Below are 13614 nucleotides of genomic sequence, written 5' to 3' on the forward strand. Positions count from 1 at the left end.
AAGCACATTAAGAATATAAACTTTGAATCTTATACAAAATATAGACATAAATGAAAGATTAGGACATCAGGAGGAAAAATATGAAATTAAAAAAATTAGTAGCTATGAGTACAGCTGTGGTTATAGCTTCATCAATGTTAGTAGGGTGTAGCAATAAATCACCAGAAGAAAACAAGTCTGGTAATAAGAACTTAAAGATAGGTATGGTAGCAGATGTTGGTGGAGTAAATGATGAATCATTTAACCAAAGTGCATGGGAAGGTCTTCAACAAGCCAAAGAAGATTTTGGAATAGAAGTTAAGTTAATAGAATCTAAACAAGCATCAGAGTATCTTACAAATATGGAAAGCTTATTAGATGAAGATGTTGATTTAGTTATTGGTGTAGGAAATACTATGAAAGACGACATAAAAAAAGAAGCTGAAAATTACCCAGATAAGCAATTTGCTATAATAGATGAGACTTATGAAGATGGAATTCCAGAGAATGTTACTCCTATATTATTTAAGTCAAATGAAGCAGCGTATTTAACAGGATTAATAGCTGGAAAAAGTACAAAAACTAATAAAGTCGGTTTTATAGGTGGTATGCAGTTCCCAGTTATAGAAAAATTTGAATATGGATATATGGCAGGAGTAAAGGAAGCTAATTCAGCAGCAGAAGTAAAATCTCAATATGCTGGTACATTTGGAGATGCAGCAAAAGGAAAATCTATAGCTAATCAAATGTACGTAAATGGAGTAGATATAATTCTTTCAGCAGCAGGAGGAACAGGATTAGGTGCAATCGAATCTGCAAAAGAACAAGATAAATATGCAATAGGTGTAGATAGAGACCAAAGTAGTTTAGCTCCAGAGAATATTTTAACTTCAGCCTTAAAAAGAGTTAATGTAGGTGTATATGATACTGTTAAGGATTTTGTTGAAGGTAAATCAATAGGTGGAAAAGAGAAAATATACGGACTTAAAGAGGATGGTGTAGGTATACCAGAAAGTACTAAGAATTTAGTATCTCCAGAAATATTAGATTATGTTAATACTATGATAGAAAAGATAAAGAAAGACGAAATAAAAGTTCCTTCTAATGAACAAGAATATAAACAAATGAATAAGTAATAATAAAAAGAAGACCATAATTATGGTCTTCTTTTATTACAACTAAAATAAACACGAACCATTTCGATAAAAATAAATAAAATATACTAAAATATATTGAAAAATAAATTATTATATAATATAATAATTTATATAACACAGGAAAAACACGAACTTTTAAATAAGAAACAAAAAATAGGAGGGTATAAATGCAAGCCATTAAAACATCACAAAAAGGGTTACTAGAGAGAACATTTAAATTATCAGAGAATAATACAAATGTAAAAACAGAAATATTAGCAGGTATAACAACATTTATGACCATGGCATATATATTAGTTGTAAATTCAAGTATACTTTCAGAAGCAGGCATGGATAAAGGTGCAGTATTTACAGCAACAGCAATATCAGCATTTGTAGGAAGTTGTATAATGGGGTTATTAGCAAATTACCCTATAGCTTTAGCACCGGGTATGGGATTAAATGCATTTTTTGCATATTCAGTAGTATTAGGTATGGGGCATGATTGGCAATTTGCACTATGTGCAGTCTTAATAGAAGGAATTATATTTATATTACTTACAATAACGAATGTCAGAGAAAAAATAATAGACTGTATACCAGAAGTTTTAAAGCATGCAGTTACAGCAGGAATTGGACTTTTTATAGCGTTTATAGGATTAGCAAATGCAGGTATAGTTACAAATGGAGCAACAATACTTGCTTTAGGAGATGTAACTAATCCATTAGTTTTATTAACATTAGTGGGGATATTATTAGCAGGATTTTTATTAGCAAAAAATATAAAAGGAGCATTCCTTATAGGAATGTTAACAATATCAGCAGTAGGTATGGTAGCTGGATTAGTGGAGTTACCAAAAGGAATAGTATCGGCTGTACCATCATTAAAGCCAGTATTTTTAGGAGCTTTATCTATTTCACCTAGTGAAATATTTAGTTTTGATATGATAGTAGTTGTATTTACATTTTTATTTGTTGATTTATTTGATACAGTAGGATGTTTAGTAGGAGTAGCATCAAAAGGAAATATGTTAGATGAGAATGGAAAATTACCAAGAGCAAAGGAAGCTCTATTTGCAGATGCTATAGGAACTACAGTAGGAGCACTTTTAGGAACTTCTACAGTTACAGCTTATGTTGAGAGTGCAGCAGGTATAGGAGAAGGTGGTAGAACTGGTCTAACAGCAGTTACTACGGGAATGATGTTCTTATTATCATTATTCTTTGCACCAATATTTACAGCTATACCAACTCAAGCAACAGCTCCAGTACTTATATTAGTAGGAGTTATGATGGCAAGCTCGTTATCAAAAATAGATTTCTCAGAGTTTACAAATGCAATACCAGCATTTCTAACAGTAATTATGATGCCTCTTGCTTACAGTATAGCAGATGGTATAATATTCGGGATTATATCATTTACAGTATTGAAATTAGCTACAAATAATAAAAAAGACGTAAATTTATCATTAATAATACTTTGTATATTGTTTGTATGTAAATTTATATTCTTAAAATAGTTAAACCAAAAGTACCTAGTATTTAAAATTCTAGGTACTTTTTTTTACGTTTAAGCGAATTGAATTTTTATTCACGAATAATTATTAAAAAATTATTAAAAATGTTGAAATAATACGGTACTTATATTAATATATATAGTATAAGGTACGTTATAAATCAAATTTTAGTTATTTCAATTCAAAATAATATTCGTAAAAATATTATTTTGAATTATAAAATATAAATTATTTATGGAGGCGTAAAATGAAAGTAGCTGTAGTTATGGGATCTAAGTCAGACTATCCAAAGTTAGAAGAGGGAATAGTATTATTAGAAAAATATGGAGTAGAAGTAGCAGTAAGAGCGTTATCAGCACACAGAACACCAAAGCAACTTATGGAATTTTTAGGAGAAATAGAAGATAACACAGACGTAATAATAGCAGCAGCAGGAAAAGCAGCCCATCTACCAGGGGTAATAGCATCTCATACTTTAATACCTGTAATAGGATTACCAATTAAATCATCAACTATGGATGGATTAGATTCACTTTTATCTATAGTTCAAATGCCAAAAGGAATACCAGTAGCAACAGTAACAATAGATTTAGGACTTAATGCAGCTTTAATGGCACTTCAAATAATGAGTATAAAATATCCAGTTTTAAAAGAAAACTTAAAAGCATATAGAAAAGAGATGGAAGAACAAGTAATAGAAGATGATAAAAATCTAAGGGGGATAAAATAATGTTATTATATGAAGGAAAAGCAAAGCAAGTATACGGTACAGAAAATAAAGATGAATACGTAGTTTACTTTAAGGATGATGCAACTGCATTTAATGGGGAAAAGAAAGCAGAGATATCTTCTAAAGGTATATTAAATAATAAAATATCTACAATAATGTTCGAAATGTTACACAAAGAGAATATCGAAACACACTTCATAAAAAGCTTATCAGATAGAGAAATGCTAGTAAAAAAAGTTGAAATATTACCACTTGAAGTAATAGTAAGAAATATAACAGCGGGTTCTTTCTGCAAAAGAGTAGGAATGGAAGAAGGAATAGTTTTAGAAGAACCTATCTTTGAAATATGCTACAAAAATGATGCATTTGGAGATCCAATGATAAACAATGATCATGCAGTAGCAATGAAATTAGCTAATAGAGAAGAATTAGACTTTTTAAAAGAAGAAACTTTAAAAATAAATGAGTTAATGAAATCATTCTTCTTAAAAATGAACTTAAAACTAGTAGACTTTAAATTAGAATTTGGTAAAGATGCAGATGGAAATATAATACTAGCAGATGAAATATCTCCAGACACTTGTAGATTATGGGATGTAAATACAAATGAAAAACTAGACAAAGACAGATTTAGAAGAGACCTTGGAGATTTAGTGGCAGGATACGAAGAGGTTCTTTCAAGAATGAATAATAATTAGGGGGAAGTCTCATGTGCGGTATTGTAGGTATTTATTCAAATAAAGATATATCAAAAGAATTATATTATGCATTATATTCTATTCAACATAGAGGTCAGGAAAGTTGTGGAATGGCAATATCAGATGGTGAAAATATAAATTATAAAAAAAGCATGGGCTTAGTTGGAGACGTATTTAAAGAAAGTGAATTATCTGAATTAAAAGGAAGTATGGGAATTGGTCACGTTAGATATTCAACTGCTGGAGGAAGCCATTTAGCGAATTGTCAGCCTTTAGTTGGAAGCTGCAGAAAAAGAAAATTAGCTTTAGCTCACAATGGAAATTTAGTAAATGCAAATTACTTAAGAGATATGTTAGAAGAAGATGGGTATATGTTCCAAGCTAACTCTGATACTGAAGTAATTTTATATATATTAGCTAGATACTATAAGGGAGATATAGTAGAAAGTTTAAAAATAACAATGGACTATATTAAAGGAGCTTACTCATTAGTAATAATGGGAGAAGAAGAACTAGTTGCAGTTAGAGATCCTCATGGATTTAGACCTTTAATATTAGGCAAAAAAGGTGAAGAATATATATTTGCATCTGAAAACTGTGCTATAGATATACTTGGTGGAGAAGTTATAAGAGACGTTGAGCCAGGAGAAATAATAGTAGTAAAAGATGGAGAATTAAAATCATACTTCTATTCTGAAAACTATAAATCAGTTAAAAAGAGTTGTATATTTGAACATATTTATTTTGCTAGAAATGACGCTACTATAGACAAGGTTAATGCTTATGACTTTAGAGTTAAATGTGGAGAAATGTTAGCTAAAAATGACAATATTAAAGCAGACATAGTAGTACCAGTACCTGATTCGGGTTGGGCTGGCGCTGTTGGATATTCTACTGCAAGCGGAATACCTCTTAGTGAAGGGCTTGTTAAAAATAGATATGTAGGAAGAACTTTTATAAAGCCTACTCAAGAAGAAAGAGAAATTGGGGTTAAAATAAAACTAAATCCTCTTTCAAGTGTAGTAAAAGGAAAATCAATAGTGTTAGTAGATGACTCTATAGTTAGAGGAACCACTTCAAAATTAATAATAAAATCATTAAAAGATGCGGGAGCTAGTGAAATACACTTAAGAATAACTTCACCGCCAGTTCAATATTCTTGTTATTACGGAATAGATACACCAAATAGGGCAAACTTAATAGCTTCATACAATAGCGTAGATGAAATTAGAGCGTATATAGGTTGTGACACATTAGAGTTTCTAGATATAGATGCAATGATAGAAGCAACAGATAATAAAGCTACTTTCTGTAAAGCATGTTTTGACGGAGATTATCCAGTGAAGAAAATCGATAGGGAGGAATTATTTTCATGTTAACATACAAGCAATCAGGGGTTGATATAGACGAGGGAAATAGAGCGGTAGATCTTATAAAAGGAAAAATAAAATCTACTTATGACAACAACGTAATAGGAGATTTAGGAAACTTTAGTGGTTTATACAGTTTAAAAGATTTCGTAAACATGGAAGAGCCAGTTCTACTTTCATCTACAGATGGTGTTGGTACAAAGTTAAAGTTAGCACAAATGATGGATAAACATGACACAGTAGGTATAGATTTAGTAGCTATGTGTGTAAATGATTTGATATGCCAAGGTGCAAAACCATTATTCTTCTTAGATTATATAGCAACAGGAAAATTAGTTGCAGAGCAAGTTGAACAGATAGTTGGTGGTATAGCTGATGGATGTAAAATGGCAGGCTGTGCATTAATAGGTGGAGAAACTGCTGAAATGCCAGGAATGTATTCAGGCGATGACTATGATTTAGCTGGATTTTCTGTTGGTATAGCAGATAAAGAAAAAATAATATCTGGTCAAAATGTAAAATCAGGAGATGTGTTAATAGGAATATCTTCAAGTGGTGTACACAGTAATGGATATTCATTCATAAGAAAAATATTCTTAGATACATATAATTATAAACTAGAACAACATATAGAAGAACTTGGAATGACTTTAGGAGAAACACTTTTAACTCCTACTAAAATATACGTTAAATTAGTTTTAGAATTAATGAAACAAAGTGAAATAAAAGCTATAGCACATATAACGGGTGGTGGAGTAATAGAAAACATACCAAGAGTAATACCTAAAGGACTAGGAATAGATATAAAGAGAAATTCTTGGGATAAACCAGCTATATTTAAAATGATAGAAGGCTTTAATACAATAGATGAGAGAGAGCTTCATAAGAGTTTTAATATGGGAATTGGATTAGTACTAGTAGTTAATAAAGAAGAAGCTAAAAGTGTTGTAGACTTTATAAACAGTAGAGAAGAATCAATAAATATAGATACTAAATACAATGATTTATTAAAAGATAAAGCTTATATAATAGGCGAAGTAGTAGATACTCATGAGGGAGTAAACTTATGCTAAACATTGGAGTTTTAATATCTGGTGGAGGTACAAATCTACAAGCTATTATAGATGAAACTAAAGCTGGAGGAATAAATGGCAAAGTAAAAGTCGTTATTTCAAGTAAAGAAAATGCTTATGGTTTAGAAAGAGCTAGACTAAATAATATAGAAGCAATATATGAAACAGATGAAGATAAAGTAATAGAAATATTGAAAGAAAATAATATAGATTTGATAGTTTTAGCAGGTTATTTAAAAATAATTACACCTAAATTTGTAGAAGAATTTAGAAATAAAACAATAAATATCCACCCATCACTAATACCTTCTTTCTGCGGAAAGGGGTATTACGGTGAAAAGGTACATCAAGGTGTTCTAAATTATGGAGCTAAAGTAACTGGAGCAACTGTTCATTTTGTAGATGAGGGAGCAGATACAGGAGCTATAATCATGCAAGAAACTGTAAAAGTAGAAGATAATGATACAGCATCTACACTAGCAAAAAGAGTGCTAAATGTAGAACATAAGATTTTAAAAGAAAGTATAAAGTTATTCTGTGAAAATAAATTAAGTATTCAAGGTAGGAGAGTGTTTATAAATGAGTAAAAGAGCATTGATAAGCGTGACAGATAAAAGTGGAGTTGTAGAATTTGCTAAAGAATTAAATAACTTAGGATATGAGGTTATATCTACAGGAAACACCTTTAAAATGTTAAAAGACAACGGGGTAAGTGCAATAACTATTGATGAAGTTACTAAGTTTCCAGAAATGTTAGATGGTAGAGTTAAAACATTAAATCCATATATACATGGGGGAATACTTTACAAAAGAGATGAACAGTCTCATGTAGACACTGTAAATGAATACAAAATAGGAGCAATAGATTTAGTAGTAGTTAACCTATATGACTTTGAAGGAACACTAAAAGCAGGAAAAAGCCATGAAGAAATGATAGAAAATATAGATATAGGTGGACCATCTATGATACGTTCAGCAGCTAAAAATCATAAAGATGTAACTGTTATAGTAGATGTTGCTGATTACGATATGATAATAGAAAAATTAAAAACTAATACATTAACATTAGAAGATAGAAGAAAATTAGCTTATAAAGCATTCTCAACTACTGCAAGATATGATGCTCTTATATCAACTTACTTTGCAGGAGTAGTTAATGATGCTTATCCAGAAATACTTAATTTAACATTCCAAAAAGAGCAAACATTAAGATACGGTGAAAATCCACACCAACAAGGTGTTTTATATAGTCAACCCAATGCAAAAAATCCAATATTAAACTATGAACAATTAAATGGGAAAGAACTTTCTTTCAATAATATAAATGATCTACATGGATGCTTAGAAGTAATGAGAGAATTCAAAGATGATGTACAAGTTGTTTCAGTAGCAATAAAACACACTAATCCATGTGGAGTAGGAATAGGAAAAAATGCATATGATTCATATACAAAATGTTATGAAGCAGATAAGGTATCTATATTTGGTGGAATTGTAGGGGTTACATCAACAATAGATGCAGATACAGCTAAGAAAATGAATGAAATATTCTTAGAAATAGTAGTAGCTTATGATTACACAGAAGAAGCTTTAGAGATATTAAGACAAAAGAAAAACTTAAGAGTATTAAAACTAGCTAAGATAGAAGATAGTTTACAACCATATGATATGAAATATTTAGATGGTAAATTATTAGTTCAAGATAAAAACAATGCATTAGCTGAAAAGTATGAAACAGTAACAAAATTAAAACCAAATGAGTCTCAAATTAAAGATATGGAATTTGGTATGAAGATAGTTAAAAACATGAAGTCAAACGCAATAGTTATTGTTAAAGATGGTCAAACTTTAGCATCAGGATGTGGTCAAACTTCAAGAATATGGGCACTAAAAAATGCTTTAGAAAATAATAAAGACAAAGACTTTACGGGAGCGGTATTTGCTTCAGATGCATTCTTCCCATTTGAAGACTGTGTAGATTTAGCACATGAATTTGGAATAACGGCAATAGTGCAACCTGGTGGTTCTATGAATGATAAAGATTCAATAGCTGCTTGTGATAAATATGAAATGACAATGGTGTTTACAGGGATAAGACATTTTAAACACTAGGGGGTAGATTATGAAAATACTAATTATAGGTGGTGGCGGTAGAGAACACGCCATAGCTTGGAAATTAAATAATGAGAATAGGGTAGAAAAAATATACTGTGCTCCAGGAAATGCAGGAATATCAAAGGTAGCTCAGTGTTTAAATATAAATGATAGTGATATAGACAACTTATTAAAATTTGCTAAAGAAAATAGTATAGATTTAACTATAGTAGGTCCAGAGGTTCCACTTGTTAAGGGTATTGTAGATGAGTTTGAAAAAGAAGGTCTTAGAATTTTTGGTCCAAACAAAGAATGTTCACAGTTAGAAGGAAGTAAAGCTTTCTGTAAGGAATTTATGGTAAGACATAACATACCAACAGCAAAATATAAAGAATACACAAATCTAGAAGAAGCTATAAGTGAAATAGATAGTTTTGGATATCCAGTAGTTATAAAAGCAGATGGATTAGCTGCAGGTAAAGGTGTTGTAATACCTGAAAATAAAGAAGAAGCTATAAAAACTTTAAAAGAGATGATGAGTGATAAAAAATTTGGTTCAGCTGGAGATAAAGTAGTTGTAGAAGAATTTTTAAAGGGAATAGAAACTTCTATACTAGCTTTTGTAGATAACGAGAGCATAGTTCCTATGGTAAGCGCAAAAGACCATAAAAAAGTATACAACTATGAACAAGGACCTAACACAGGAGGAATGGGAACCTTCTCGCCAAGTGAAATATATACAGAAGAATTATCTAAAGAAATACAAGAAGATGTATTAAATAAAACTTTAGAAGGCTTTAAAAAAGATAGTTTAGACTATAAAGGAATTTTATTTGTAGGATTAATGATAACTGAAGATGGACCTAAGGTTCTTGAATATAACGTAAGATTTGGAGATCCAGAAACACAATCGGTTTTATTTAGACTAGATACAGACTTACATGAAATAATAGAGGCTATATTAGAAAATAACTTAAAAAATATAAATATAAATTACAAAAAAGAAGAAGCAGTATGTGTAATGCTTACTTCAGGAGGATATCCTGATAACTATGAAAAAGGCAATATAATTACAGGTCTTGAAAATTTAGATGAAGATATAGTAGTATTCCACAGCGGAACTAAAATTGTAGATAATAAATTAGTAACTAATGGGGGGAGAGTATTAGGAGTAACAGCTAGAGCTAATACTGTTAATGAAGCTGCTAAGAAAATATATGAAAACATTAAAAAAATAAACTTTGAAGGAATACACTACAGAACAGATATAGGAATGTAATTGTACCCAAATTTCTAAAAAGGGAGATAAAATATGTTAGATACTATAAGTTTAGAGTCAAGCGTTAGAAGAATATTAGTAGAGAAAAGACAAGGCTTCGACCTTGAAGCTACAGCTTTGAAAAATGATTTAGTAGAAAATTTACACATAGATACTATAGAAGATATAAGAATTTTAAATAGATATGATATAGAAGGAATAGATGAGGTTGTATATGAAAATGCAGCTAAAACTATATTTTCTGAACCTAATTTAGACTTAGTTTATCATGAAACATTAGAAGTTACAGAAGGTAAAGAAACTAATGAAAGAGTATTTGCTATAGAATACTTACCAGGTCAATATGACCAAAGAGGTGACTGGGCAGCTCAATGTGTTCAAATCTTAAACCAAGGTGAAAGACCAGCTATAAACACAGCAAAAGTATATATCTTAAAAGGAAATATAACTAATGAACAATTTGAACAAATAAAAAATTACTGCATAAACCCAGTTGATAGTAGAGAAGCTAGCCTAGAAAAACCTGAAACTTTAAAGATGGAAATGGAAATACCTACAGAAGTAAAAATACTAGATGGATTTATAGATTTGACTACAGAAGAGTTAAACAACTTCTTAAATGAGCAAGGTCTTGCTATGACAATAGATGACTTAGCTCATGTTCAAGGATATTTCAAAAATACTGAAAAAAGAAATCCAACTATAACAGAAATAAAAGTACTAGATACTTATTGGTCAGATCATTGTAGACACACTACTTTTATGACTGAAATAGAAGATATAAAAATAGAAGAAGGTAAGTACACAGATATAGTTAAAGAATCTTATGATATGTACCTTGACTCTAGAAAAAATGTATATGTAGACAGACAAAAAGATATATGTTTAATGGATATAGCAACCATAGCTATGAAAGAGTTAAGAAAAGAGGGTAAGCTAGAAGATTTAGATGTAAGTGAAGAAATAAATGCTTGTAGTATAAATGTTGACGTTGAAATAGATGGAAAAGTTGAGCCATACTTAGTAATGTTCAAAAATGAAACTCACAACCATCCAACAGAAATAGAACCATTTGGTGGAGCAGCAACTTGTTTAGGTGGAGCAATAAGAGATCCATTATCGGGAAGAAGTTATGTATATCAAGCAATGCGTGTTACAGGAAGTGCTGACCCAAGAACTACTTTAGAAGACACATTACCTGGAAAGCTAATGCAAAGAAAAATAACTACTGAAGCAGCTCATGGATATAGTTCTTATGGTAACCAAATAGGACTTACAACAGGTCAAGTGTGTGAAGTTTATGATGAAGATTTCGTAGCAAAGAGAATGGAAATAGGGGCAGTAATAGCTGCAGCACCTAAAGAAAATGTAATTAGAGAAGTACCACAAAACGGAGATATAGTAATACTTCTTGGAGGAAAAACAGGAAGAGATGGATGTGGAGGAGCTACAGGTTCATCCAAAGAGCATAGTGAAGAATCTATACTTACTTGTAGTGCGGAAGTTCAAAAAGGAGATGCTCCTAACGAAAGAAAAATACAAAGATTCTTTAGAGAAAAGCAAGTAGCACAAATGATAAAAAGATGTAACGACTTCGGAGCAGGTGGAGTATGTGTTGCAATAGGAGAAGTTGCAGACAGTTTAGATATAAACTTAAACTTAGTACCTAAAAAATATGATGGATTAGATGGAACTGAAATAGCTATATCAGAATCTCAAGAACGTATGGCAGTAGTTATAGAAGCATCTAACAGAGATAAATTCATAGACTTAGCAAGAAAAGAAAACTTAGAAGCAACTCATGTAGCTACAGTAACAGATAGTGGATATATGAGAATGTTTTGGAATGATAAAGCTATAGTTAATATGAGTAGAGAGTTTATAGAAACTAATGGAGTTAAGCAAACTACTAAAGTTCATGTTGCTAAAGTAAATGAAGAAAATCCATTCTTTATAGATAAATCTCAAGAAAGAGAATGTGAATTAGCAACAGATGTTAACTTAAAAGATAAATTCATAAATGTATTATCAGATTTAAATGTCTGTTCACAAAAAGGATTAGTAGAAAGATTTGATAATACAATAGGTGGAAATACTGTTCTTTTACCATTTGGAGGTAAGCATCAAGCTACACCAACTCAAGGAATGGTTGCTAAAATACCTGTACTTGGCAAAGAAACTAATACTTCAACAATAATGACTTATGGATATAATCCTAAGATAGGAAAATGGAGTCCGTTCCATGGCGCATTATATGCAGTAGTTGAATCTGTGTGTAAAACTGTGGCTATTGGGGGTAACTATAATAATGTAAGACTTACTTTACAAGAGTATTTTGAAAAACTTGGGGATAACCCAACAAGATGGGGTAAACCATTTGCAGCACTGTTAGGTGCATACTATGCTCAAAATAAACTAGGTATACCTGCAATAGGTGGAAAAGATAGTATGTCTGGAACGTTTAAAGACATAGATGTACCACCAACATTAGTATCATTTGCAGTAGATACAATAGATGCAGAATATGTAATGTCACCTGAGTTTAAGGGAGCTAATTCTACTGTAGTAATGTTATGCACAAGTAGACTAGAAAATGGCATAGTTGACTTTGATATATTAAAGCAAAATTTATCTAAGGTAACAGAACTTATACACAGTAAGCAAGTATTATCAACATATGCACTAGGATATGCAGGAGTTGGAGAAGCAATAAGTAAGATGGCTTTTGGTAATAGAATAGGATTTAAATTCAATAATAAAACAGAAGATTTATTTGAAGCTAACTATGGAAATATAGTTCTTGAATTAGCTGAGAATAACCTAGATTTATTAGAAGGATGCAATTACACAGTACTAGGAACTACTACACCAGAAAAAAGCATAATAATAGAAAATGAAGAAATATCATTAGAGGAATTATACAAAGCTCACTGTGCTACACTTGAGCCAATATTCCCAACAAAAGCATCAATTGTAAAAGGTAAATTAGAAACGATAAGCTTTATATCTCAAGGAGAAGCTAAAAAATCATCAATAAGTATAGCTAAACCAAGAGTATTTATACCAGCATTCCCAGGAACAAACTGTGAATATGATTCACAAAGAGCTTTTGAAAGAGCTGGGGCACAAGCTAATATAGAAGTATTTAGAAATCTAACTTATAGTGATATAGAAGATTCTATAGAGCAAATAGTTAAGCAAATAAAACAATCACAAATAATAATGTTACCAGGAGGATTTAGTGCTGGAGATGAGCCAGATGGTTCAGCTAAATTTGTGGCTACAGTGTTTAGAAATCCTAGAGTAGCAGAAGCTATAAATGAATTTTTAACTAAGCAAGATGGATTAATGTTAGGTATCTGTAATGGGTTCCAAGCTTTAATAAAACTTGGATTAGTACCATATGGAGAGATAAGAGAAACTTGTGTAGATGCGCCAACTCTTACTTACAACAATATAGGAAGACATCAAGCTAAGATGATTCAAACAAGAATAGCATCAAATAAGTCTCCATGGCTTTATGGAACAGAGGTAGGAGACGTTCATAGCGTAGCAGTATCTCATGGAGAGGGTAAGTTTGTTGCGAGTGAAGAGGTTATGAGAGAACTAATAGCAAATGGTCAAGTGGCGACTCAATATGTTGATTTTAATGGTGATGCTACTTATGATATAGACTTTAATCCAAATGGATCTACTTATGCAGTTGAAGGTATAACAAGTCTTGATGGTAGAGTATTT

General features: G+C 31.0%; 10 protein-coding genes. All 10 read left to right on the top strand.

What is annotated here, in order from left to right; translation table 11 throughout:
* Positions 1-80 precede the first annotated feature (80 nt).
* Positions 81-1115 (top strand): BMP family lipoprotein, encoded by a 1035-nt coding sequence (locus tag ACRC03_RS07000; protein ID WP_438651844.1) that lies wholly within the window; start codon positions 81-83, stop codon positions 1113-1115.
* 188 nt (positions 1116-1303) lie between these two features.
* Positions 1304-2635, top strand: coding sequence for an NCS2 family permease (locus ACRC03_RS07005; RefSeq protein WP_438651845.1), 1332 nt, complete (start codon positions 1304-1306; stop codon positions 2633-2635).
* A 244-nt stretch (positions 2636-2879) separates the two neighbouring features.
* Complete coding sequence (gene purE / locus ACRC03_RS07010) at positions 2880-3362, top strand: 5-(carboxyamino)imidazole ribonucleotide mutase (protein ID WP_438651846.1); 483 nt, start codon at positions 2880-2882, stop codon at positions 3360-3362.
* The gene (gene purC, locus ACRC03_RS07015; protein WP_438651847.1) at positions 3362-4060 is read left to right on the top strand and encodes a phosphoribosylaminoimidazolesuccinocarboxamide synthase; all 699 of its coding nucleotides are present in this window, start codon (positions 3362-3364) and stop codon (positions 4058-4060) included. Before purE ends, purC begins: the two co-directional genes overlap by 1 nt.
* Before the next feature lie 11 nt (positions 4061-4071).
* Positions 4072-5439: an amidophosphoribosyltransferase gene (gene purF, locus ACRC03_RS07020; protein WP_438651848.1), complete on the top strand. Its 1368-nt coding sequence runs from the start codon at positions 4072-4074 to the stop codon at positions 5437-5439.
* On the top strand, positions 5433-6503 hold the full coding sequence (gene purM / locus ACRC03_RS07025; protein ID WP_438651849.1) for a phosphoribosylformylglycinamidine cyclo-ligase: 1071 nt from the start codon (positions 5433-5435) through the stop codon (positions 6501-6503). The genes purF and purM overlap by 7 nt, the downstream gene beginning before the upstream one ends.
* Positions 6497-7090 (top strand): phosphoribosylglycinamide formyltransferase, encoded by a 594-nt coding sequence (purN, locus tag ACRC03_RS07030; protein ID WP_438651850.1) that lies wholly within the window; start codon positions 6497-6499, stop codon positions 7088-7090. Before purM ends, purN begins: the two co-directional genes overlap by 7 nt.
* Positions 7083-8615, top strand: a complete 1533-nt coding sequence (purH, locus tag ACRC03_RS07035) for a bifunctional phosphoribosylaminoimidazolecarboxamide formyltransferase/IMP cyclohydrolase (RefSeq protein WP_438651851.1) — start codon at positions 7083-7085, stop codon at positions 8613-8615. The genes purN and purH overlap by 8 nt, the downstream gene beginning before the upstream one ends.
* Before the next feature lie 10 nt (positions 8616-8625).
* The gene (gene purD / locus ACRC03_RS07040) at positions 8626-9876 is read left to right on the top strand and encodes a phosphoribosylamine--glycine ligase (RefSeq protein ID WP_438651852.1); all 1251 of its coding nucleotides are present in this window, start codon (positions 8626-8628) and stop codon (positions 9874-9876) included.
* Positions 9877-9909: 33 nt separating this feature from the next.
* The coding region (locus ACRC03_RS07045; RefSeq protein WP_438651853.1) for a phosphoribosylformylglycinamidine synthase at positions 9910-13614 on the top strand (3705 nt) is incomplete at its 3' end.

This window comes from Romboutsia sp. (assembly GCF_051659545.1).
GTDB lineage: Bacteria > Bacillota > Clostridia > Peptostreptococcales > Peptostreptococcaceae > JBOFOR01.

Coding starts and splice junctions, on each gene's coding strand:
- purM (WP_438651849.1), top strand. CDS start 5,433: ATGTTAACATACAAGCAATCAGGGGTTGATATAGACGAGGGAAATAGA.
- purN (WP_438651850.1), top strand. CDS start 6,497: ATGCTAAACATTGGAGTTTTAATATCTGGTGGAGGTACAAATCTACAA.
- purC (WP_438651847.1), top strand. CDS start 3,362: ATGTTATTATATGAAGGAAAAGCAAAGCAAGTATACGGTACAGAAAAT.
- purF (WP_438651848.1), top strand. CDS start 4,072: ATGTGCGGTATTGTAGGTATTTATTCAAATAAAGATATATCAAAAGAA.
- ACRC03_RS07000 (WP_438651844.1), top strand. CDS start 81: ATGAAATTAAAAAAATTAGTAGCTATGAGTACAGCTGTGGTTATAGCT.
- purD (WP_438651852.1), top strand. CDS start 8,626: ATGAAAATACTAATTATAGGTGGTGGCGGTAGAGAACACGCCATAGCT.
- ACRC03_RS07005 (WP_438651845.1), top strand. CDS start 1,304: ATGCAAGCCATTAAAACATCACAAAAAGGGTTACTAGAGAGAACATTT.
- purH (WP_438651851.1), top strand. CDS start 7,083: ATGAGTAAAAGAGCATTGATAAGCGTGACAGATAAAAGTGGAGTTGTA.
- purE (WP_438651846.1), top strand. CDS start 2,880: ATGAAAGTAGCTGTAGTTATGGGATCTAAGTCAGACTATCCAAAGTTA.